An 18,558-nucleotide genomic window follows, 5' to 3' on the forward strand; every position below is an offset into this window, starting at 1 on the left:
TAGTTATCAATATCTATAATGGAATGGTGGTGTTTTTGGTCGATCACGGTCCGCGTTCAGATAGGGTATGATCGAACTCCTCGCGGAAATCCTCAGCAACTACGCCAAGGTACACGCGGTCGAGATGGGGCTGCTCCTCGGGTTGTTCGTCGCGTTCGCCTACAGGGACCACGAGGGGGTCGCCTACGCGTTGCTGTTTTTCGGCGTGTTCTTCGCGTTCTTCAACGCCGCCCACATCGGGTGGGAAGAGATCAATAGATATCCGCTGTACTTCCTGAGTGGCGTCTACGTCACGACCGTCCTCGGCATGGTTGGGGTGCCGATCTTCGGTCGGCTCCGGGATCGACTCGTTCGGGACCTCCCGCGACGACCAGTTGAATCCTGACGGGATGGGAGAAGGTGGTTGACTACGCGAGTGAGGACGTTCTCGAGATCTCACTCTCGAACGTGAATGCACACACGTTCGTGTCATTCTTCATGAGTATTTCGATGGTTGATTTCGGCCGTTTGCAAGCTGTAACGGTCAGCTGTGAATCAGTGAGAGACGATCTGCGTGCGGAGATCGATGACGGGTGAATCCCGTCACTCACGCGGGTACAGTGTCGTCGGCCGCGGCCGGGGTCGAGATCTCGAGACTGATCTCGATGGAGTCGTAGGGAACGAACGGGCGCTTGGCCCGCCCAGCCTGTTCGAAATGAACGATGTCGTAGTCCGCGAGGACCTGGAGGTCAGTGTGGACGCTCTTGACGTCGCGGCCGAGACGCTCGGCCAACTGGCGAATGCTGTCCGGGCGCGCGGTCATGATACTCCGGAGGAGCTCGACACGACGGTCGGTGAGCAGCGCCCGGAGATCGCTCGGGTGCTGGAAGTTGATGACGTGCGGGACCGCCTCGCCGGCTTCCCAGCGATCGAGGCGATCGAGCGCATCCTGGCGGTGGGCCTCCTCGGACTCGGATGTGACCCGCAGCACTGACGGGTAGTCCGCAGGGTCGCGGTCTTCGAGGAAGTCCGCCTCGGCTTCGACGTCGTTCATCACGATTTCCTCGGTCTCGGAGTCGGTGGTGGTGCCGTCGTCGGTGTCGTCGGGTGTGTCGGATTTGTCAGCCATTGTGGGTTACCTCTCGCGGCGGTCGTCCATTTCGTCGTAGAACGTCTGGACGTGGGCTTCGAAATCGGGATATTCGATGTCGTCGTAGACGCCGGTGGGCGTGTGGCAGTGGTGACGGTCAACTCCCGGGTGGTCCGGGAAGTTGTCGAACCGGAGCAGGGTTCGACCGTCTTCGGCCATGTACTGGAAGCGGTACTTGACGCCCTCGGGGTAGTCGTCGCTTTTCGGGATGGCGGTCGCGATCATCTCGTACCTGGAGCCGTCGTCGAACGTCCCCTGGTCTTCATAGATGACCGTCGATCCCATCTGTGCTCCCTATGTTGGTGTACTAAGCCAACATAGGTAAGCCTTTCCGTTGGTGGATGACGCCAACATAGGATGGGCCACACTGCGACCGGGAGTGTTTAGATACGGGCTCAAACTGAGTGGGACTGCTCTGAAAGCCCTCGCCAGTTCCGGTCCCGCGCCTTGCTGTCGCTGACGATGATCTCAGCGGTTACGTCCATCGTCTCGACTGCGTCTTTGATCTGCTCGATGCAAACCTCGATGCCGCGTTCCTCGTTCAACGTCGGCAGCACGACGCTCAAAGCCGGATCGACATCGCTGCCCGGACCGAGTAAGTTGCCTTCCCCTTGATACCCCGTCGACTCGCCACCGAGGTCCCCCTCAGTCCCCGGTTGATTGCTTCTTGTGTACTCCGTGGCCATGTTGTAGCTCGCCCTCTGCTCCCGCTGACCCGATCGAATTGACTCGCGATTCCCCACACTCCACACAGACGTACTCCCCGTCCTGCGTGAGGACGGCTGGAGCGTTACAAGCGATACACTTGATCGATGCTGGTCGGACAGACTGTGGATACCCACCCAATTTGCTCACCACTGTGACAACCAAGGAATCACAAGAGAATGCAAAAATCTTTTTGGTTAAATATTAATAAATCTATAATTTCACACTTGGCATCGCGACCCGTCAGCCGCCTGGGACAATTTCACAGGTGCGAGCACCTTGACGTACAGCCGAATGAATGCACTGCGAATACCTCCGCATATCATACTTGATAATATTAGGCGAACGCTTAAACAAGATGTTGCACAATGATCTTGCATGGCTGGGAAACGTTCGCTGGTCCGCAATTTCGGCGGAGCAGTTCAGATTCTGATTCTCGGATTCGTGTACGTCGTGTTGTTGTCGCTCGGAACGGCGTTCACATGGGTGAAGAGCATAGCACAGGCGATTCACGCAAAGCCGGCCGCAGCACTTCGACGTATGCGGCCGGCCGGTCGACAGTAACGACTGCATTACCTACCTCGGGCGCGAATGCTGCCGTCGGTCGGCCGCCCACCCACGGTGGGGCGGGAATCCGCTTTGCTATCGGATTTGAACACCCCCGAGTACAGCAGACCAGCTTTTCCGGATTTGGTTTTCCCGTGTCGTGACCCAATCTCAGAGTCTGCACTGACGATCGGCTGGCCGAGTCAATCCCCGGAGAACGGCGGACGCTCACTGCCAAAGCGTTCAGAAGCTCGCTCTACTGCCGAGGAGAACTGGTCGTCTTGCTCGGTAATCTCAGCCCAGTCGGCCAGCCCGCGCTCCCTCCGGGTCCCGGGAACCGTGTTGTCCAGAATGAACGCGATGATCCCGCCGACGGCCATGTGGACGCCGGCAATGATGTAGACCGTCCGGGAGACCATTTCGGTGCCGAGAACGGACCCCACGAGCGGGACATCGGTCAGTCCCTGGCGGAAGAGTTCGAACCCGGAAATCTCCATCGAGGTGGCCGCAGCGTCGATGTTCCCCATGTACGCCGGGATCGCCATGCCCGCAAACAGGGCAATGCCGATGATGAAGAGGTTCCGCGAGGAGTCCAGATCGACGTACTTCAGATTCGAGAGCCCGACGGCGACGATCTGTCCGAACATGGCGATGTAGAGCCCACCGACGATCGGTCCCGGAATCGTTGCGATCACGCGACCGAACAGTGGGATCACGCCGACGATCAACATCGCGATCGCGCCGATCTGGACGACAAAGCGCGAGGCGACGCCGGTGAGCCCGATCGCCCCGATGTTCTCGGAGTAAGAGGTCGACCCGCCAGTGCCCATCAGCCCGGAGAAGACGTTCGCCAGCCCCTCCATGCCGATGCCGTGGTTGATCCGACGTTTCGAGGGTGCACCGACCCCCGAGATCCGGGCGACGGCGTGGTAATCTGCGAAGGACTCGATGATCGAGGCGAGCACGCCCGCGAACATCCCGATCGCGAAAGAGAGTTCGAACCGGGGCATCCCCCACTGGAACGGATAGGGGACATAGACGAGTTGCTCGGCGGTGAGTTTCGAGAAGTCGATCGCCGCTGGATCGCCGGCGGGGATGACCCCGAACCACGAGCCGATCGCGGCGAGCAGCCACGCGCCGACGACCCCCAGCAGGACAGGATAGAGATCGAACACGCGGGAAACTCGGTCGAGATACTGCGAGAAGACGACGATCAAAAAGAGGGTGAGCCCGAGCAGGTACCAGTTGTTCGTCGCCGACGTGATGTCGCCCGTCGAGAACAACGAGAGGCCGATCAACGCGACGACCGGCGCAACCACGACCGGCGAGAGGTACTCTCTGATCTTCCCGACGAGGCCGAGATACCCGATCACGACCTCCGCGATGCCGGCCGTAATGATCGCCCCCTGTAAGAACAGGAGTTTGGCTTCCCAGCCAGCCATTCCCGAGAGCATCGGTGCCGCCGTGAGGATCGCTATGGCGGGCGCGAGCATCGAGAACGGCGCGCCCTGGACAATCGGGTACCGGTTGCCGAGCGTCGTCTGTGCCAGCGTCGCAATACCGGAGACGACGAAGAACGTCCCGATAAACTTCGCCTGCGCCGAGGCGGGCATCGAATCCCCACCAAGTGCGGTGATCAGAATAAGTGGGACGGCGATGTTCGCGCCGATCATCGTCAGGTAGTGCTGAATTCCGAGCAAGATCGAGCGCGACAGCGGCGGCCGATCCTCGATGCCATATTCCACAAGTGCGTCACCTTCGTCCGGGTCTTCGGTTTCGCCCATGCCTGGCGAGCACCTGCACAGAACAGACCGAAAAACTATCGAAACGCTCGTCTCGACCGGAGCGATCAGCGCAGATATTCCAGTACGTTTATACAACACGGCGGGGAATCTTGGCGGCGTTGTATGTCAGACACGAACGACGAGTCCGATACTGTCGTCAATCGACGGCAGTTCCTGACAGTCGCCGGGGCATCGGGGATCGCGACGCTCGCCGGCTGCGGGGGAGAGACGACGGACGACCAACCGGCAACCACGTCGACGAGTACCGACCGGTCGACCGATACGCCGACGGAACGTTCACCGACGGACACGACAACTGAGCTATCGACCGAGGCGGACACAGAGACCGAGACTGAAACGGAAGCGGAGACTGAGGCCGAAACTGAGACCGAGACGGAGACGACAACGCCGGACCCGGAAGTCTCCCAGTCGGAGCCGGGACCGCTGGCACCGTTGCCGACGCCGGAGCCCAATGGTGTTTCGAAACCAGACGGCGAACCGGGGAATCTCACGGTGCTCGAGTGGGCCGGCTTCGATGGCGCAGTCACCTACACCTTCGACGACGGCCAGCCATCGAACCTCGAACACTACGACGCGCTCGCGGCGACGGAGATGAACATGACCTTCTTCATCACGAGTAACGTCGGCTTCGACGGATTCGAAGACGGCTGGAAAGCGGTCGCCGCGGACGGCCACGAACTCGGCAACCACACGGTCAGCCATCCGTACGCCGACATGACCGGCAGTTCCTTCGGCGACGCCGTCGACGACCCGGCAACCGAGATCGAGCAGTGTTCGTCCTACATTACCGAGAATCTGGGACAGGAAGGCGTCTGGACGATGGCGGCCCCCTTCGGCGACGACGGGTGGGCCGACCCGGCCGCGGCGTCCGACCTCTTTCTCAGTCGCGGCGTCGGCGGCGGCGCAGTCGCGCCCGACGGGGACGCCGATCCGTACAATCTGCCGTGTTACATGGCCCAGGAAGGAGACACCGCCGAGACGTTCACCGGCCTGATCGACGACGCCCGCGAGGCCGGCACGTGGCAGATTTTCCTGTTCCATACGATTTCGCCGACCGACGAGGTGTGGTACGCCCCAGTCGACATCGGGGCGATCACCGACAGCGTCGAGCACGCTAAATCCGCCGGCGACGTCTGGATCGACACGTTCGCCACGATCGGCGCGTACTGGCGCGGCCAGCAGATACTCGAATCCGCCGACGTCACCGAGTCGGACGACGAGACCGTCTGGGAGTGGACGGTGCCGGAGGACTTCCCGGCCGGCCGTCGCGTCCGAGTGACCGTCGACGGCGGGACACTCTCCCAGAACGGGGAGGAACTCGAGTGGAATTCCCACGGGTACTACGAGGTTGCACTGGACGAGGAATCCCTGACGCTGTCGGCGTAGGGGATCCGAACCGACGGTTCAGATTAGCTGGCGGCCCGGGTCGAACCGTTACCCGTTGGCCGGTCCTATAGAGACATCTCATCGACTTCGACGAGGAGGTCGAACGCGAGCGCTTCGCGAACAGTTCGAGCAGGATCGAAAGAAACGGGGCCGACCGACCAACGATGAGCACAAATACTAAAGACCATGTATTTTGAGTCTAAAATATCAGCCGGTACATGACAGATCAGGATGAGGGGGCACGAACCCGGATCGATCGTCGTCGATTTCTGACGATTGCCGGTGTATCTGGACTCAGTACACTCGCCGGCTGTGGGGACGATAGTTCATCTAACGGAGAGAGTCCGACGGATACGTCGAACACTCCGGAACAGTCGGGAATGGTAGACCTCGGCGGCGAAACGCCAACCGAGACGGAGACCGAAACAGAGACTGAAACGGAAACTGAAACGGAGACAGAGACTGAAACGGAGACTGAAACGGAACTGGATCCAGAGGTCCCGCAGTCGGCGAACGGGCCGTTGGCTCCATTGCCGACGCCCGACCGAAACGAGATCCCGAAACCGACAGGCGACCCTGGGGGCCTCGAGGTGCTCGACTGGGCCGGTTTCGAAGGAGCCGTCACCTATACGTACAACAACGGCCAACCCGCCCAGCTCGAACACTACGACGCACTCGCAGAGACCGAGATGAACATGTCGTTTTATCTTTCCGTCAACGTCAAGGACGACGTCACGGGGTTCGAGGAGGGCTGGACGCAGGCCGGCCAGGACGGCCACGAACTCGGCAACCAAACTGTCAGCCATCCGTACGTCGATATGACCGAGAGCTCCTTCGGCGAGGCGCTTTCGGACCCAGCAACCGAGATTGAGCAGTGTAGCAAATACATCACCGAGAATCTGGGACAGGAAGACGTCTGGACGATGGCAGGACCCTACGGCGACAGCGGCTGGAGCGTGCCGGCCGAGCGGTCCGATCTCTTCCTCAACCGCAAGCTCGGTGGCGGTACCGTTGGCCCGAACGACAACACCGACCCGTACGACTTGCCGTGTTACGTGGCCGAGGAGGGCGACACCGCCGAGACCTTCATCGATCTGATCGACAACGCTCGGGCGAACGGTGAGTGGCAGATATTGACCTTCCACTCGATTACGCCGACCGACCAGGAGTGGTACGCCCCAGTCGACATCGGGGCGATCACCGACAGTGTCGAACACGCCAAATCCGTCGGTGACGTCTGGATCGACACGCTCGCCACGATCGGCGCGTACTGGCGGGGCCAACAGCTGCTTGCATCCGCCGACGTCTCCGAGTCGGGCGAGGAGACCGTCTGGAACTGGACGGTACCCGAGGACTTCCCGGCCGGACGCCACGTCCGGGTGACCGTCGACGGCGGTACGCTTTCACAGAATGGGGAAGAACTCGAGTGGAACTCCCACGGGTACTACGAGGTCGCACTGGACGAGGAATCCCTGACGCTGTCGGCGTAGGGATTTCGAGTCGATCGATTGCTGAATGGCGTGACAGGTCGCAACGTCTATGCCTGTTGACCGGGCCTAGATACACATATGAGCGACTTCGACGAGGAGGCCGAACGCGAACGCCTCCGCGAGCAGTTCGAGAAGGATCGAAAGAAGCGCGAGGCGACCGAGCAGATGAGCGAGTTGCTGTTGCAGGGCGCGACGATGACCGACGCCCACTGTGAGACGTGTGGGGACCCAATCTTCCGGTACGACGGCCAGGAGTTCTGTCCGACCTGTCAGGGAGCGGGCGGCGAGGACGCGGGCGGCGAGACGCCCGAAGCTGACGAGACGCCCACCTCGGAAGCGTCGTCAGCGGACGCGACGACCGAGCCAGACAGCGAGACGACAGCCGAATCGTCCGCACAGACAGTCGCATCACCGGACACGCCGGCAACAGCGCCAACCAAGCAGACCGAGCGCGAAGCATCCCCACGTTCGGAGAGCCCCTCGCCGGAGGTCCAGCGCGAGCAGCGCGTCGACGTGCCGGCACTCGATCCTGACCAACAGCAGTCGACCGCACGCGGGACCGGGGACCTCCAGGACGCCCGCGAATCACTCGTCGCGACGCTGTCCTCGTTTGCCCGACAGGCCGAGGCGACCGACGACCCCCGACGGGCCAGCGACGCCCTCGAAGCCGCCCGCGAGGCCGCCGAGACGCTGGCTGCACTCGATCGGCTCCGCTGACGTCGAGTGGGCAAGCGCCAATTCAGGCTATTCGACGCTATCTAGCTACTGTCTTACCTCCCCGCGTCGAGAACGACGAACGACGACAGTCACCGAGTTGGACATCGAACGGTCTGACTCTTGACTCATTCCGAAATGATGAAAAATTATTATACTGCTGGAGTATGAACGCCATTTTGTATGGGAGACAATGACAATCGATTCAGCGTACGAGTCGGCAAGGGCGTCTCGCGTCGGGACGTGATGAAACAGCTCGGGGCACTCACGGCAGTCGGGGGACTGGCCGGTTGCCTCCAACAGGACGAGACGACGACGGAAGGTAACGGCGGCGGGGACGACAACGGCGACGGGGGAAGTGCGCCGTCGTATCAGCGCGTCGACCTGGTGCCGCCGCCGACGGAGCTGGACTTCTCATCCGAGCCACCCGAACGGGACGTACGGGTGGTGTGTCACAACGGGGCGATCTCGTTCTGGAATCCGGCGATCGGCGGGCTCCACGACGCCGCGAGCCAACTCGGCTGGAACGCCAGCTTCACGGGACCGTCAGGTGGGTTCAGCATCGAGGAACAGGTCAATATCCTCGAGAACATCGTCACCTCGAATCCGGACGTCATCATCACGACGGTCGCGGACTCGAGCGCGTACAACCAGGTCATCAACGACGCACTGGACAACGACATCGTCGTATTGACCTTCAACACGAACAGTCTCCGTGGAGAGGGACGCCAGTACATGCGCGAGGAGTTCGGTCGCGCTTTGCCGTTCGTTGGCCAGGATCAGTACTCTTCGGGGTACGCCAACGGAATGGCCCTGCTGGACAAACTGCCCGACGACGCCAGCAAAGTCACCGTGGGGCTCGCCGACCCCGGCCACGCCGGACAGGCCGCGCGTGCGAGCGGCGCAGAAGACGCCATCAAGCAGAATTCCGACATCGAGATCACCGAGCGGGTCAACTACACCGATGCGGCGAGCGATGGCGTGACCCGTATCACGAACCATCTCCAGTCGAATCCCGAGCTGGACGGGATGATCGGAAGCGACGTCTACTCGTGGTTCATCGGCCAGGCTGCCGAGCAGGAGGGGAGAGAAGACATGATTCTCGGTGGATTCGACCTGAACCAGAACACACTGGATTACATCGAGCAGGGTGTGATGAACTACACCACCGGCCAGGACCCCTACAGCCAGGGATACTTCCCCGTCCATCAGGCCTTCGCGTACATGGAGCGGGGGATGCCCCCCAAGGAGTACCTGACGGGCGCGGAGATCATCGATCAGGAGTCGATCGACTTCGCCCTCAAGCGGCGTAACTGGGGCGAGCTCCTGAGCTACCACGGCGTCTAAACGCCGAAAAACACGATCCAAAAGACAACTATGTCGGAAGACGACTCGATACTGCGGACAGTCGGGCTCACGAAACACTTCGGGAACATCGTCGCAGTCGAGGACGTCGACTTCTCCCTGCGTGAAGGTGAAGTCATGGCACTGGTCGGCGACAACGGCGCCGGTAAGTCGACGCTCATCAAGGCGCTCTGTGGCGTCCACCAGCCCACGAGCGGGGACATATACGTTCGTGGGGAGGCCGTCTCCTTCGAGGACTACGGCGACGCCCGCCAGAAGGGCATCGAAACCGTCTATCAGGATCTCGCACTGGCCGAACAGCAGACGGTCGCGGCGAACGTCTTCCTCGGACACGAACCGATCCGTTCGGATTTTCTCGGCCGATACCTCGGCATCGTCGACAAGGCTGCGATGCGCGAGCGGGCGACGGAGAGTCTCGATCGCGTCCAGATCCCGGTCGATCCGGGCGCGAAAGTCCGGGATCTCTCGGGCGGCCAGCAACAGGCGGTCGCGGTCGCCCGGGCGTTACAGTCCGACCCGGACATCCTCATCCTCGACGAGCCGACCAGCGCCCTCTCGATCGAGGGGGCGCGCAACGTCCTGCGGGTCATCGACGACCTCCGCGAACAGGGGTTGTCGATCATCCTCATCAGCCACAACATCAGACAGGTTCTCGCGATCGCCGACCGCATCTCGGTACTCGCCCAGGGTCGGCTGACGGGCGTCCGGGACGCCGACTCGGCGAGCCGTGACGAGATCATCTCGCTGATGATGGGCGCGGACGACGAGGAGGACGTCGAGGAGTTCGACCTCTCGACTTCCGAGGAGGGGGCTCCCGCATGAGCGTCGAAACGGAAGGGGACGGATCCGAGGAGACGGCCGTCAGTCGCGGCGCGGATTCACGGCTCAGACGGCTCCTCCAGCGACGCCAGATCGGCGTCTTCATCGGCTTTTTTCTCCTGTTCGGACTCATCGCGGTGACGCGGCCGGACCTTATCTTCGACTTCGATAGCGTCAGCACGCTGTTTCTCAACTGGGACGACTTCAGCGGGATCCTCTCGCAGTTGCTCCGGCAGGCGGCTCCCTACGTGATCATCGGGATCGGGATGACCTACCTGATGATCGGCGGCGAGTTCGACCTCTCGGTCGGGTCGATGTACGCCGTCGCTGGACTCACGTTCGCGATGTTGCTGACCGACTTCCGGCTGACCGTCACGGCAGCACTGGCGGTGGTCCTCCTCCTCGGGGCGGTCGTCGGGCTGGCCAACGGCGTCATCGTGACCAAGGTCGGCATCCCGTCGCTCATCACGACGATCGGGATGATGAGCGTCCTGCGCGGGTTCGCCTACTGGCTCACGACCGGCGGTTCGCGACAGCTCCCGGACGATCTGGGCTTGATCGACCTGTTTGGCGGGTCGATCACGGTCGCAGGGGTCGAGATCGCTTACATGGTGTTCTGGATGCTCGCCCTGATCGTCGTCTTCGGACTCGTCCTCCAGCAGACCCGCTTCGGTCACCACGTCTACGCGACGGGTGACGACGAGTCGGCCGCCGACCGGAGCGGCATCAACACCGATCGCGTCAAGGTCACGAACTTCGTCATCACGGGCGTCGTTACCGCCATCGCCGGCGTGCTCTCGATCGCGTACTTCGGCTCGATGTTCGGCTCCGCCGGACGTGGCTTCGAGCTGTTGATCATCGCCGCCGTCGTCATCGGCGGGACGAACCTCTTTGGCGGCGAGGGGAGCATCTCCGGGATGTTCCTCGGCTCACTCGTCATCGCCGTCATCCCCGTCCTCCTCGTGTTGAACGGGGTGTCCGTCGCGTTCCAGGAGACGTTGACCGGCGCGGTCATCATCGGCGCCGTGATGGTCGACATCTACCTCCGGGACTGACTCCCGGTCCCGCTTTCAGGACACGTTGCGTGGAAACGGTCAGTCGGGTTCGATCCGGACGCGTTCCCGATATCGGCGATGACGACGCCGTTTTCGTGGGGCAACGACTATCGAGATGCATGCCAGATACGGGGGCCCCCCGTTCCCGGCATCAGTGGTTAGCGCTTCCGGGAGCGCTCCCTGGGATCAACAGGACAGCCTTTTCGCCCCCGACAGGGTAGAGAGGGTATGTTCGAGACGCGGCCGGATCGGGGCGCAGAGGTCGTCCTCGCTGGACGGTCGAACGTGGGCAAGTCGACGCTGATGCGCGAACTCACCGGCCACACCTTCGACACCGGTCAACGCCCCGGCGTCACCAGAGAGCCCAACCACTACGACTGGACGGGGCCGGACTTCGTGCTGACGGATCTCCCCGGCTTTGGCTACATGAAAGGCGTCCCCGACGAGGTCCGCGAACAGATCAAGACCGACGTCGTCCGGTACATCGAGGCCAACGCCGACGCGATCCTCGTCGGAATCCTCGTCGTCGACGGCAAGAGTGTCATCGACATCATCGACCGCCACTCCGGCCCAGACGAGATTCCCCACGACGTCGAACTGTTTCACTTCCTGCGAGACGTTGGGATCCCGCCCGTGGTGGCCGTCAACAAGATGGACAAGGTCGACGATCGTGACGAACGATTGAACGAACTCTGTGATCGGCTGGGACTCCATCCACCCTGGCAGCAGTGGCAGGAGACCATCGCGCCGATCAGCGCCAAACGCGGCTCGATCGGTCCGCTGACAGAAGCCGTCCGTGAGCACCTCCACGAAGCCGAACGTGACGACCTGTTTCAGTTCTTCTGAGCAGCGGGGGTCGGCGGAACTGACAGTCAACTGTCCATCGCCCAGATACGAACCTCGTCGAGCCGCGGTTCCGGGTCGAGTTCGCGAACGCTAGAGCCCATCACGCCGACGAGTTGGGCCGAGGCAACCACGCCGGCCCGGAGCGCGCGTTCGGCGTCCCAGCCCTGCTCGAAGGCCCACAGGACCGCGGCGAGCATCGAGTCGCCGGCCCCCAGCGTGTCCACGACCTCGACGTCGAGCGCCGGGGCGTACAGCGTCTCCTCCGGGGTCACCATCACCGCGCCGTCGCTCCCCATCGAGGCGATCACGCACTCGAAGCCCCGTTCCTGGAGGGTCTTCGCGGCGTCGACGCACTCGGTGACGGACTCTATTTCCCGTCCGGTCGCGGCCGCCAGTTCCTTGCGGTTCGGTTTGCAGTACTCGTATTCAGCGTCGAGTTCGGCCAGCACTTCGCCTGGCACCTCGACGGCGGTGTCCCAGTCGCCGGCCGTCGCGATCCGATCGACGTCGGCCGCGTCCATCCCCGGCAGCAGGCTCCCGCCGATGTTGAGCGTGTCCGGCTCGTACTGGGAAACGATCTCGATCAGTTCGTCGATCACGTCGCTGTCGACGGTCGGTCCCGTCTGATTGAGCTGGTACTTCTTCCGGGGCGTCAGGATCGTGGTGTTGATGCGGGTCACGCCCGCAACCCAGACGAAGTCCGTCGGCACGTCGTACGTGTCGAGGTCCTCTTCGATGAAATAGCCCGTGAAACCCCCGATCAGCCCCGTCGCAGCCGTCTCGGAGCCCAGGGCCTGGAGGAACTGGGAGACGTTGACGCCGTTGCCACCCGAGGTGAACTGTGCCTCGACGCTGCGCTGGACGCTCTCGGATTCGAGCCCCGTGTTCATCTTGATCGTCTGATCGACGGCGGGGTTCAGGGTGACAGTCACTATCATGTACCTGAGTCCAGTAGGAGTGGTCTCCTGAATCTTCCGCTCTTCTCAATTCTTCGGCCGTGGTCTCCCAGACTCGCCACCTCGATCGGCGAGACGCCTCGCTGCGCCCGAAAGATATTTACTACTGGCTCCAAATTTAGTTACTAAGGATCTGAGTAACACATGAGCGAGACACACGACGCCGACTACGACCATCTCGAGGACGTCGAGGACGGGTGTGGCTGTGCGGAGATCTGGGAGACGATGAGCAAGCAGCGCGAGCCCACGGCTGAGACGGGCGTCACCGACGACTGAGGCCTGAACGTTCTGCTGTCGTGCGGTTGTTGGACTCCTCGCGAGTCGTTCGAGTTGCGACCGTTCGTTTCGAACAGTGTCGCCCTGCCCCTACCGTTTCCAGCGGTCGATCCCGAACGTGACCGTACTCACGAGGATCGCGACCACCAGCACGGCGGGATCCGAGGAGACGAACAGCCCCGGCGTGGGTGGGCGGACCCAGAGCGGATACAGGTAGAAGTTCGCGAAGCCATCCGCGTAGACGCGCAGGCCGTCGATCACGAGTGAGAACCCACCACTGGCAAGCAGAACGGCGTAGGCCGTCCGTCGCCACTGCTCGCCAAAGAGGAGTGCGATGATCCCCGCGACGACCACCACCCCCGCGACGCTCGCCACCGGCGAGTAATCGAAGGGGAGTCCGATCGCGTTCTCGATCACGTCCGCGTCGACGAGAATCTCGATCTTCACGAGATCCGGAATCGCGGCCCCGCCCATCGCGACGACCACCCAGCGACGATCCAGCCCGTCGAGCCACCAGCCGGCGATCGTAAACGCCGCATACGTCACCAGGACGGTCGACAGCAGTTCAGCCATCCCGACGCACCTCGAAGGTCCACGTATCCCGATCGATGCGCCAGTACCGGAAGAACGCGACGACGAGGAGAACGGCCCCGAGCACGGAGACGCCGTACTTGTACCACTCCGCGCCGCTGGACGAATTCACCACGACGACGCGCTCGGCGTCGACGGTCCGCTCGGTGGTGAGTTCGCCCAGTACCTGCACGACACCGCCGGGTTCGACGGTCCGGTCGAACGACTGGACCGACAGCGAGAACGACCCCGAGTCAGCCTCGACGCTGATCGTCGCCGTCCCCGCGTCACCGTCGACGGCTGTCACCGTCCCGAAGAGGAACACCTCCTCGCCGACGTGTTCGGCCGGCTGACTGGCGAGGGCGTCCTCGTCCGGGTAGGGCCAGTGGTCGTCCTCGACCGCGCCGTAGTGGACGCCCATGCCCACGAGGAGTCCGACGAACCCGAGGACGAGCAGGCCACGCTGCCACTGGTTCACGAGGATGGGTGGGATGGGGCGGGCAATGTAGGTTTTCCTTCCGGCTTCAATTCGACCCAGGAGGAAGCTGCGGCGGACAGACAACCGACGCACGTAAGAGCCGCTGCGCCCCACCTCAGTCCATGCGCCAGTTCGTCGTGATCGGACACGAGGCACCGACGACGCCTGACTTCCCGCTGGAGGATCTGCCGGGCGCGGCCGGCCGACTCGACCTGCTCAGCCGGTCGATCACCGCGGCGTTCCTGCGCTCGCACGGCTTTCGAAAGGACGTTCGATTTCGCTTAGTGCTCGGCGACGAGTTCACGCTTCGCTTCGAGGGGCGGGAGTTGCAAGGCCTCAATCCCGACGAGCGGAGTACGGCCGCCCGGGTCCGGAGCGCGCTCCAGCAACGGGAGGGTGCGATCGGCCACCAGGCGGTCGAGACGTCGCCGGGGATCTATCTCTCCCGGCGGGGCGTCGAAGCGGCGCTTCGGGACGCCGCCGAGGAAGGAACGCTGCTCCAGCTCCACGAGGACGGGGCCCCGATCGTCGAGTCGGCACCCCCAGAGGATCCCGTTTTCGTCCTCTCGGATCACCGGGATTTCACTGAGGAAGAGCAAGCATTGCTCGATGAGTTGGACGCCGAACGTGTGAGTCTCGGGCCGAACGCGATCCACGCCGACCACGCGATCAGCGTCGTCCAGAACTACCTCGACACCGACGGCTACGAACAGTATTGAGTGGGTCGGTTGGGCCAGTGACGGTTCACTCGATCGTGAGTTCGCCGCTCTCTGCGTCCGCGTCGCCCGCGTTTTCGTCCCACTCGAGTTCGAGTTCGATGCTCAATTCGCCAGGCCCGTCGACCGGTCCCTCGCGTTCGGCTTTGACCTCGAAGGTCGGGTTGGCGGGCGGTTCGAGCGTAACCGCCTGCGCGCCGGCTTCCAGCGTGATCGCGTCGCCGGCCTCGAGGTTGTCGGCCACGGTGCGGAGGTACGCGGCAACGTCTTTGCGGGACATGGACTGCTCGGATTCGAAAAGCACTTCTTCGGGCATGTCAGGAGGGAGGTGCTCCACGGTGATAAGTGTTGCAGCGTCTACATACGAGTCGTCGTGGATTCGCCGGACTCGACGTGTCTCGCAAGAGTTAAAGGCGAACCTCGGCAACTATCACGTGCGGGCCGGTGGGGTAGCTTGGTATCCTTCGGCCTTCGGGTGGCCGTAACCGCGATTCGAATTCGCGCCGGCCCACTTCTCCCGCAACGCAACACGAGGAGTGATAACGACGAGTGTCTGTTGCGGGGGAGTGGCATCGCGAATTCGAAGTAGACCAGAGGCAGCCCGCGGAGTGAGCGAAGCGAGCGAGCAGGACCCTCTGGGCGTGATTCGACATTCGCGCCGGCCCATTTTCACCCCACGTCACAACCGTGAGCGACAGCGAACGGTCTGTCGTGGGTGTGAAATGGACACCAAGCGAATTCGAGCAGGGAAGTCGCAGCGCGAGCGGAGTGAGCGAGCGTCTTCCCGAGTTCGACATTCGCGCCGGCCCACTACCTTTCCCGCGAACAAACTCGTGAGCGGGAAGTCCGTGTAGCCGAGCGAATTCGAGCAGACGAGACGCGCGCAGTGGAGCGAGCACGTCTCGGCGTGTTCGACATTCGCGCCGGCCCACTACGTATATGGGCTTTTTCCCGCATTCCGAGACACGTAGCGGCCGGTTTCGGGGGTGGTCCCCGTGGCCATTGAGTTGTCCGGAGCCAAAAATCCGCGTTATCAGTGCCCAAATGAATAACTAAGCAACCGAGACGAGCTAGTTGTCGTGTTCGGGCTCACGGTACTCTTCGACGTCGATCACGTGCTTCGTCTTTGGGTGCGTGAGGTCACTGTCGCCGGAGACCACTGGCGCATCCAGTTCCCTTCCGACGGCGGGAATCAGCGCATCAAGGCCGTCCAAATATGGCCCACTCGACCCGACCTCGTCCGCGATCTCCCCCGCTGTCACGGCCGTCCGCTCGTCGACGGCGTATTTCTCACCCCACGAGAGGTCTCTACGAGCGCCGTCGACATCGCCACTCGGCAGGTTCCCCTCGCCGACGAGTGCCTCAGCGTAGGCCGGAACGGGCATCACCCAGCGTTCGTTCTCGCCTCCATTCGCCTCGTAGAAGGCTTTCGTCGCTTCGACGCCGTCCAGATAGTCGATCAGAAAGGTCGCGTCGAGGACCTTCATACCGTGTCCTCAGCTCGCTCTCGCAGCCGCTGCTTTCGCTTCTCTTGGGACTTGCGGCGGGCCTCACGGACGCGGTCGGCTTCCTCGTCGGACCACCGACCGAACCCGTCGTAGAAGTCGCCGAGCTTCTCCTCGTCGAGGACACGCTCGAGCACATCGTTGTAGCTCTCGTTCTCCCGCCGGAGGCGGTTGAGTTCTCGCTTCACCCGGTCGCTCACTCGTATCTGCTCGTCAGCGGTGGCCATTGTTACGTCAACGTTGGCGTTGACAAGGTTTAGTTGTTGGGCTCAAAACAGACACAACCGACATTGTCAGGCCTCAGCGTGCGTCTTCCCCGTGTGAGCGCAGACCCCGACAACACAGGGATATTGATAACCTGACTCCTTCAGACCCGACTCTCCAGCAGGTCCTTGATCGCGAAGTAGGCCGGCTTGGGATCGAAGTCCTCGTCGAAGAGCAGCGGGTCGTCGGTGATCGTCTGGTCGTAGTTTCGAAGCCAGGAAGCCGTGTCGTGGACGCCCCAGGTGACGAGCGTGTCACAGCCGTTGTCGAGACACGCCTCCAGGATGTCCCGGTAGTACTGGGCCTGGTGTTCGAGGTGGTTCTCGGGGACGTTCTCGCGGTCGTAGGCGACGTCCATCTCGGTGACGTGGACGTCCAGGCCGAGGTCTTTGAACCGCCGAATGTTCTCGCCGAGGGCTTCGGGGTCGACGTACTCCTGGGCGCGGAAGGCGTGCATCTGGAGGCCGACGCCGTCGATGGGGACCCCACGGTCGATGAGGCGTTCGAGGAGTGCGTAGACCCCGTCGGCCTTCTCGTTGATCTCGTCGATGCCGTAGTCGTTGTAGAAGAGGTCAGCCTCGGGGGCGACTTCGTTGGCCCACTGGAAGGCCAGGTCGATGTACTCCTCGCCCATCGCGTCGTACCACGCCGTCTCGCGCATGGTGCCGTCGTCGGCGACAGCCTCGTTGACGACGTCCCAGACGTCGACCTTCTCGCGATAGCGGCCCGCAACGGTGTGGATGTGGTCTCTGAGGAACGTTCGGAGCTGGTCGTCTGTGTAGTCCCAGGGGTAGAACCACCCCGGCGTCTGGTTGTGCCAGACGAGCGTGTGACCGCGGACCAGCAGGTCGTTTGCGACCCCGAGGTTCACGATGGCGTCGGCGTCCTCGAAATCGTAGGTATTCCGGTCGGGTCGCAGCGGCCCCATCTTGAGTGCGTTGCCAGTCGTGACGGCGTTGAACTCCCGCGTGAGCGTCTGTGCGACGTCCGGATCGTCGGGGTACTTCCTGAATGCGTCTGCCGTGATGCTTGCACCGAGCGTGAGGTCGTTCTCGTCGGCCAGTTGGCGGAGTGTCTTCTCGCTTGCCATCTCCCTGTCCGTCGAAGCGAGGGGAGAAAGTCGTTGGGGCAACCTGCTCCGTGAGGCGACATCGATTGCGGGGCATTCTGCATTCAGCCTGCCGTTTCGGCGAGAAAGCACACAGCCGAGAAACCGTTATCCGTCTGACGAGAATAGCACAGGCATGAGTCCGGAGAAAGATCCACGGCGACAGTTTTTGGCCAGTCTCGCCGCCGGAGCCATCGGACTCGCGGGCTGTACGAACCAGGAGACAACAGGCGAAGAGACGTCGACAGATGGTGATATGACCGAGGTGAATACGACGACAGATGGAGATACGACCGACGGGGAAACGCCGGCAGACGAAGACATGATGACAAGCGAGGGAAAGGGAACAGCGACAGACAGCGAAAGCGGGGGGACACCCGACACTGGAACCGAGACACCAGATGGGAAAACGTCGACTTCGACATCGACCGCGCCTGAAGCACTCGATCGACGGGACGCAAACGTCGTGGGAGTCGAGTTCGAGTCGACCGACAGTGGCGTCAGCTTCGACGTGAGCCTGAATCACGACGATAGCGGCGAGGAGGGGTACGCCAACTGGTGGCAGGTCGAGCAACTCGACGGGACGCAACTGGGTCGGCGGGAGTTGCTCCACGCTCACGCGAATCAGCCGTTCGCGCGCTCGGAGACGATCGAGATTCCTGAGGACGTAAGCTGTGTGGTTGTCCGTGGCCACGATCAGACCCACGGCTACGGCGGGCTTGCGATGCTCATCTCGCTGACTTCCGGGGAACGAACATCCATCGACCAAGGATCCGAACCGCAGTCATTCGAGACGAACGACTGTCCCTGAGTCCGGGGGAGATC

The 18,558-nt window shown here is 62.4% G+C and carries 24 protein-coding genes and 1 tRNA gene; 13 read left to right on the forward strand and 12 right to left on the reverse strand.

Going from position 1 to position 18,558, the window contains the following annotated elements; genetic code table 11:
- Positions 1-67 precede the first annotated feature (67 nt).
- Positions 68-385 (forward strand): hypothetical protein, encoded by a 318-nt coding sequence (locus tag HTIA_RS04670; RefSeq protein ID WP_008524452.1) that lies wholly within the window; start codon positions 68-70, stop codon positions 383-385.
- Positions 386-586: 201 nt separating this feature from the next.
- On the opposite strand, the gene HTIA_RS04675 is transcribed toward HTIA_RS04670, so the two are convergent.
- The 4 genes from HTIA_RS04675 to HTIA_RS15675 all read right to left on the reverse strand — a co-directional run bounded on the left by HTIA_RS04675 (position 587) and on the right by HTIA_RS15675 (position 1,987).
- Entirely contained in the window at positions 587-1,108 is a 522-nt protein-coding gene (locus HTIA_RS04675; protein ID WP_008524449.1) for an HVO_A0114 family putative DNA-binding protein, read from the reverse strand.
- A 6-nt stretch (positions 1,109-1,114) separates the two neighbouring features.
- Positions 1,115-1,414, reverse strand: a complete 300-nt coding sequence (locus HTIA_RS04680) for a toxin-antitoxin system TumE family protein (protein WP_008524448.1) — start codon at positions 1,412-1,414, stop codon at positions 1,115-1,117.
- Between the two features lie 110 nt (positions 1,415-1,524).
- Positions 1,525-1,815 (reverse strand): glycosyltransferase, encoded by a 291-nt coding sequence (locus HTIA_RS04685; RefSeq protein WP_008524447.1) that lies wholly within the window; start codon positions 1,813-1,815, stop codon positions 1,525-1,527.
- Positions 1,775-1,987, reverse strand: coding sequence for a hypothetical protein (locus HTIA_RS15675; RefSeq protein ID WP_079980308.1), 213 nt, complete (start codon positions 1,985-1,987; stop codon positions 1,775-1,777). Before HTIA_RS15675 ends, HTIA_RS04685 begins: the two co-directional genes overlap by 41 nt.
- 225 nt (positions 1,988-2,212) lie before the next feature.
- Here HTIA_RS15675 and HTIA_RS16220 point away from each other — a divergent pair, with 225 nt between their 5' ends.
- Complete coding sequence (locus HTIA_RS16220; RefSeq protein WP_021029701.1) at positions 2,213-2,398, forward strand: hypothetical protein; 186 nt, start codon at positions 2,213-2,215, stop codon at positions 2,396-2,398.
- A 185-nt stretch (positions 2,399-2,583) separates the two neighbouring features.
- Here the strand turns inward: HTIA_RS16220 and HTIA_RS04690 are convergent, their stop codons facing one another.
- A complete protein-coding gene (locus HTIA_RS04690; protein ID WP_008524446.1) occupies positions 2,584-4,164 on the reverse strand; it encodes a uracil-xanthine permease family protein in 1,581 nt (526 codons plus the stop codon).
- A 123-nt stretch (positions 4,165-4,287) separates the two neighbouring features.
- On the opposite strand from HTIA_RS04690, the gene HTIA_RS04695 reads away from it, so the two are divergent.
- The 7 genes from HTIA_RS04695 to engB all read left to right on the forward strand — a co-directional run bounded on the left by HTIA_RS04695 (position 4,288) and on the right by engB (position 11,860).
- Positions 4,288-5,571, forward strand: a complete 1,284-nt coding sequence (locus HTIA_RS04695; protein ID WP_008524445.1) for a polysaccharide deacetylase family protein — start codon at positions 4,288-4,290, stop codon at positions 5,569-5,571.
- Between the two features lie 380 nt (positions 5,572-5,951).
- On the forward strand, positions 5,952-7,061 hold the full coding sequence (locus HTIA_RS04700) for a polysaccharide deacetylase family protein (protein WP_008524444.1): 1,110 nt from the start codon (positions 5,952-5,954) through the stop codon (positions 7,059-7,061).
- Positions 7,062-7,139: 78 nt separating this feature from the next.
- Positions 7,140-7,778: an Sjogren's syndrome/scleroderma autoantigen 1 family protein gene (locus HTIA_RS04705; RefSeq protein ID WP_008524442.1), complete on the forward strand. Its 639-nt coding sequence runs from the start codon at positions 7,140-7,142 to the stop codon at positions 7,776-7,778.
- Between the two features lie 180 nt (positions 7,779-7,958).
- Complete coding sequence (locus HTIA_RS04710) at positions 7,959-9,122, forward strand: substrate-binding domain-containing protein (RefSeq protein WP_008524440.1); 1,164 nt, start codon at positions 7,959-7,961, stop codon at positions 9,120-9,122.
- A 30-nt stretch (positions 9,123-9,152) separates the two neighbouring features.
- Positions 9,153-9,962 carry an ATP-binding cassette domain-containing protein gene (locus HTIA_RS04715; protein ID WP_008524439.1) on the forward strand — a complete coding sequence of 270 codons (810 nt, stop codon included), beginning with the start codon at positions 9,153-9,155 and terminating at the stop codon, positions 9,960-9,962.
- Positions 9,959-11,014 carry an ABC transporter permease gene (locus HTIA_RS04720; RefSeq protein WP_008524437.1) on the forward strand — a complete coding sequence of 352 codons (1,056 nt, stop codon included), beginning with the start codon at positions 9,959-9,961 and terminating at the stop codon, positions 11,012-11,014. Before HTIA_RS04715 ends, HTIA_RS04720 begins: the two co-directional genes overlap by 4 nt.
- Positions 11,015-11,242: 228 nt before the next feature.
- Positions 11,243-11,860 carry a GTP-binding protein EngB gene (gene engB, locus HTIA_RS04725; RefSeq protein ID WP_008524436.1) on the forward strand — a complete coding sequence of 206 codons (618 nt, stop codon included), beginning with the start codon at positions 11,243-11,245 and terminating at the stop codon, positions 11,858-11,860.
- Between the two features lie 26 nt (positions 11,861-11,886).
- Here engB and pfkB read toward each other — a convergent pair whose 3' ends face one another.
- A complete protein-coding gene (gene pfkB, locus HTIA_RS04730; protein ID WP_008524435.1) occupies positions 11,887-12,798 on the reverse strand; it encodes a 1-phosphofructokinase in 912 nt (303 codons plus the stop codon).
- A gap of 162 nt (positions 12,799-12,960) precedes the next feature.
- Here pfkB and HTIA_RS17280 point away from each other — a divergent pair, with 162 nt between their 5' ends.
- Entirely contained in the window at positions 12,961-13,092 is a 132-nt protein-coding gene (locus HTIA_RS17280) for a hypothetical protein (protein WP_008524434.1), read from the forward strand.
- Positions 13,093-13,182: 90 nt separating this feature from the next.
- Here HTIA_RS17280 and HTIA_RS04735 read toward each other — a convergent pair whose 3' ends face one another.
- A complete protein-coding gene (locus HTIA_RS04735; RefSeq protein WP_008524433.1) occupies positions 13,183-13,665 on the reverse strand; it encodes a hypothetical protein in 483 nt (160 codons plus the stop codon).
- A complete protein-coding gene (locus tag HTIA_RS04740) occupies positions 13,658-14,140 on the reverse strand; it encodes a single stranded DNA-binding domain-containing protein (protein WP_008524432.1) in 483 nt (160 codons plus the stop codon). Before HTIA_RS04740 ends, HTIA_RS04735 begins: the two co-directional genes overlap by 8 nt.
- A gap of 122 nt (positions 14,141-14,262) precedes the next feature.
- Between HTIA_RS04740 and trmY the strand changes: the two genes are divergently transcribed.
- Positions 14,263-14,859, forward strand: a complete 597-nt coding sequence (gene trmY / locus HTIA_RS04745) for a tRNA (pseudouridine(54)-N(1))-methyltransferase TrmY (protein WP_008524431.1) — start codon at positions 14,263-14,265, stop codon at positions 14,857-14,859.
- Positions 14,860-14,884: 25 nt separating this feature from the next.
- Here the strand turns inward: trmY and HTIA_RS04750 are convergent, their stop codons facing one another.
- Positions 14,885-15,172 carry an amphi-Trp domain-containing protein gene (locus HTIA_RS04750; protein WP_008524430.1) on the reverse strand — a complete coding sequence of 96 codons (288 nt, stop codon included), beginning with the start codon at positions 15,170-15,172 and terminating at the stop codon, positions 14,885-14,887.
- A 122-nt stretch (positions 15,173-15,294) separates the two neighbouring features.
- Between HTIA_RS04750 and HTIA_RS04755 the strand changes: the two genes are divergently transcribed.
- Positions 15,295-15,367: transfer RNA gene (locus HTIA_RS04755), tRNA-Pro, on the forward strand.
- Between the two features lie 559 nt (positions 15,368-15,926).
- Here HTIA_RS04755 and HTIA_RS04760 read toward each other — a convergent pair.
- From HTIA_RS04760 to HTIA_RS04770, 3 genes are all read right to left on the reverse strand, one after another.
- On the reverse strand, positions 15,927-16,343 hold the full coding sequence (locus HTIA_RS04760) for a PIN domain-containing protein (RefSeq protein WP_008524428.1): 417 nt from the start codon (positions 16,341-16,343) through the stop codon (positions 15,927-15,929).
- Positions 16,340-16,588, reverse strand: a complete 249-nt coding sequence (locus tag HTIA_RS04765) for an antitoxin VapB family protein (RefSeq protein WP_008524426.1) — start codon at positions 16,586-16,588, stop codon at positions 16,340-16,342. Before HTIA_RS04765 ends, HTIA_RS04760 begins: the two co-directional genes overlap by 4 nt.
- Before the next feature lie 140 nt (positions 16,589-16,728).
- Positions 16,729-17,715 carry an endo-1,4-beta-xylanase gene (locus tag HTIA_RS04770; protein WP_008524425.1) on the reverse strand — a complete coding sequence of 329 codons (987 nt, stop codon included), beginning with the start codon at positions 17,713-17,715 and terminating at the stop codon, positions 16,729-16,731.
- 154 nt (positions 17,716-17,869) lie between these two features.
- Between HTIA_RS04770 and HTIA_RS04775 the strand changes: the two genes are divergently transcribed.
- On the forward strand, positions 17,870-18,544 hold the full coding sequence (locus HTIA_RS04775; protein ID WP_008524424.1) for a hypothetical protein: 675 nt from the start codon (positions 17,870-17,872) through the stop codon (positions 18,542-18,544).
- Positions 18,545-18,558 lie beyond the last annotated feature (14 nt).

It is taken from the genome of Halorhabdus tiamatea SARL4B (assembly GCF_000470655.1).
In the GTDB taxonomy this organism is placed as follows: domain Archaea; phylum Halobacteriota; class Halobacteria; order Halobacteriales; family Haloarculaceae; genus Halorhabdus; species Halorhabdus tiamatea.

Coding starts and splice junctions, on each gene's coding strand:
- HTIA_RS04670 (WP_008524452.1), top strand. CDS start 68: ATGATCGAACTCCTCGCGGAAATCCTCAGCAACTACGCCAAGGTACAC.
- HTIA_RS04675 (WP_008524449.1), bottom strand. CDS start 1,108: ATGGCTGACAAATCCGACACACCCGACGACACCGACGACGGCACCACC.
- HTIA_RS04680 (WP_008524448.1), bottom strand. CDS start 1,414: ATGGGATCGACGGTCATCTATGAAGACCAGGGGACGTTCGACGACGGC.
- HTIA_RS04685 (WP_008524447.1), bottom strand. CDS start 1,815: ATGGCCACGGAGTACACAAGAAGCAATCAACCGGGGACTGAGGGGGAC.
- HTIA_RS16220 (WP_021029701.1), top strand. CDS start 2,213: ATGGCTGGGAAACGTTCGCTGGTCCGCAATTTCGGCGGAGCAGTTCAG.
- HTIA_RS04690 (WP_008524446.1), bottom strand. CDS start 4,164: ATGGGCGAAACCGAAGACCCGGACGAAGGTGACGCACTTGTGGAATAT.
- HTIA_RS04695 (WP_008524445.1), top strand. CDS start 4,288: ATGTCAGACACGAACGACGAGTCCGATACTGTCGTCAATCGACGGCAG.
- HTIA_RS04700 (WP_008524444.1), top strand. CDS start 5,952: ATGGTAGACCTCGGCGGCGAAACGCCAACCGAGACGGAGACCGAAACA.
- HTIA_RS04705 (WP_008524442.1), top strand. CDS start 7,140: ATGAGCGACTTCGACGAGGAGGCCGAACGCGAACGCCTCCGCGAGCAG.
- HTIA_RS04710 (WP_008524440.1), top strand. CDS start 7,959: ATGGGAGACAATGACAATCGATTCAGCGTACGAGTCGGCAAGGGCGTC.
- HTIA_RS04715 (WP_008524439.1), top strand. CDS start 9,153: ATGTCGGAAGACGACTCGATACTGCGGACAGTCGGGCTCACGAAACAC.
- HTIA_RS04720 (WP_008524437.1), top strand. CDS start 9,959: ATGAGCGTCGAAACGGAAGGGGACGGATCCGAGGAGACGGCCGTCAGT.
- engB (WP_008524436.1), top strand. CDS start 11,243: ATGTTCGAGACGCGGCCGGATCGGGGCGCAGAGGTCGTCCTCGCTGGA.
- pfkB (WP_008524435.1), bottom strand. CDS start 12,798: ATGATAGTGACTGTCACCCTGAACCCCGCCGTCGATCAGACGATCAAG.
- HTIA_RS17280 (WP_008524434.1), top strand. CDS start 12,961: ATGAGCGAGACACACGACGCCGACTACGACCATCTCGAGGACGTCGAG.
- HTIA_RS04735 (WP_008524433.1), bottom strand. CDS start 13,665: ATGGCTGAACTGCTGTCGACCGTCCTGGTGACGTATGCGGCGTTTACG.
- trmY (WP_008524431.1), top strand. CDS start 14,263: ATGCGCCAGTTCGTCGTGATCGGACACGAGGCACCGACGACGCCTGAC.
- HTIA_RS04750 (WP_008524430.1), bottom strand. CDS start 15,172: ATGCCCGAAGAAGTGCTTTTCGAATCCGAGCAGTCCATGTCCCGCAAA.
- HTIA_RS04760 (WP_008524428.1), bottom strand. CDS start 16,343: ATGAAGGTCCTCGACGCGACCTTTCTGATCGACTATCTGGACGGCGTC.
- HTIA_RS04765 (WP_008524426.1), bottom strand. CDS start 16,588: ATGGCCACCGCTGACGAGCAGATACGAGTGAGCGACCGGGTGAAGCGA.
- HTIA_RS04770 (WP_008524425.1), bottom strand. CDS start 17,715: ATGGCAAGCGAGAAGACACTCCGCCAACTGGCCGACGAGAACGACCTC.
- HTIA_RS04775 (WP_008524424.1), top strand. CDS start 17,870: ATGAGTCCGGAGAAAGATCCACGGCGACAGTTTTTGGCCAGTCTCGCC.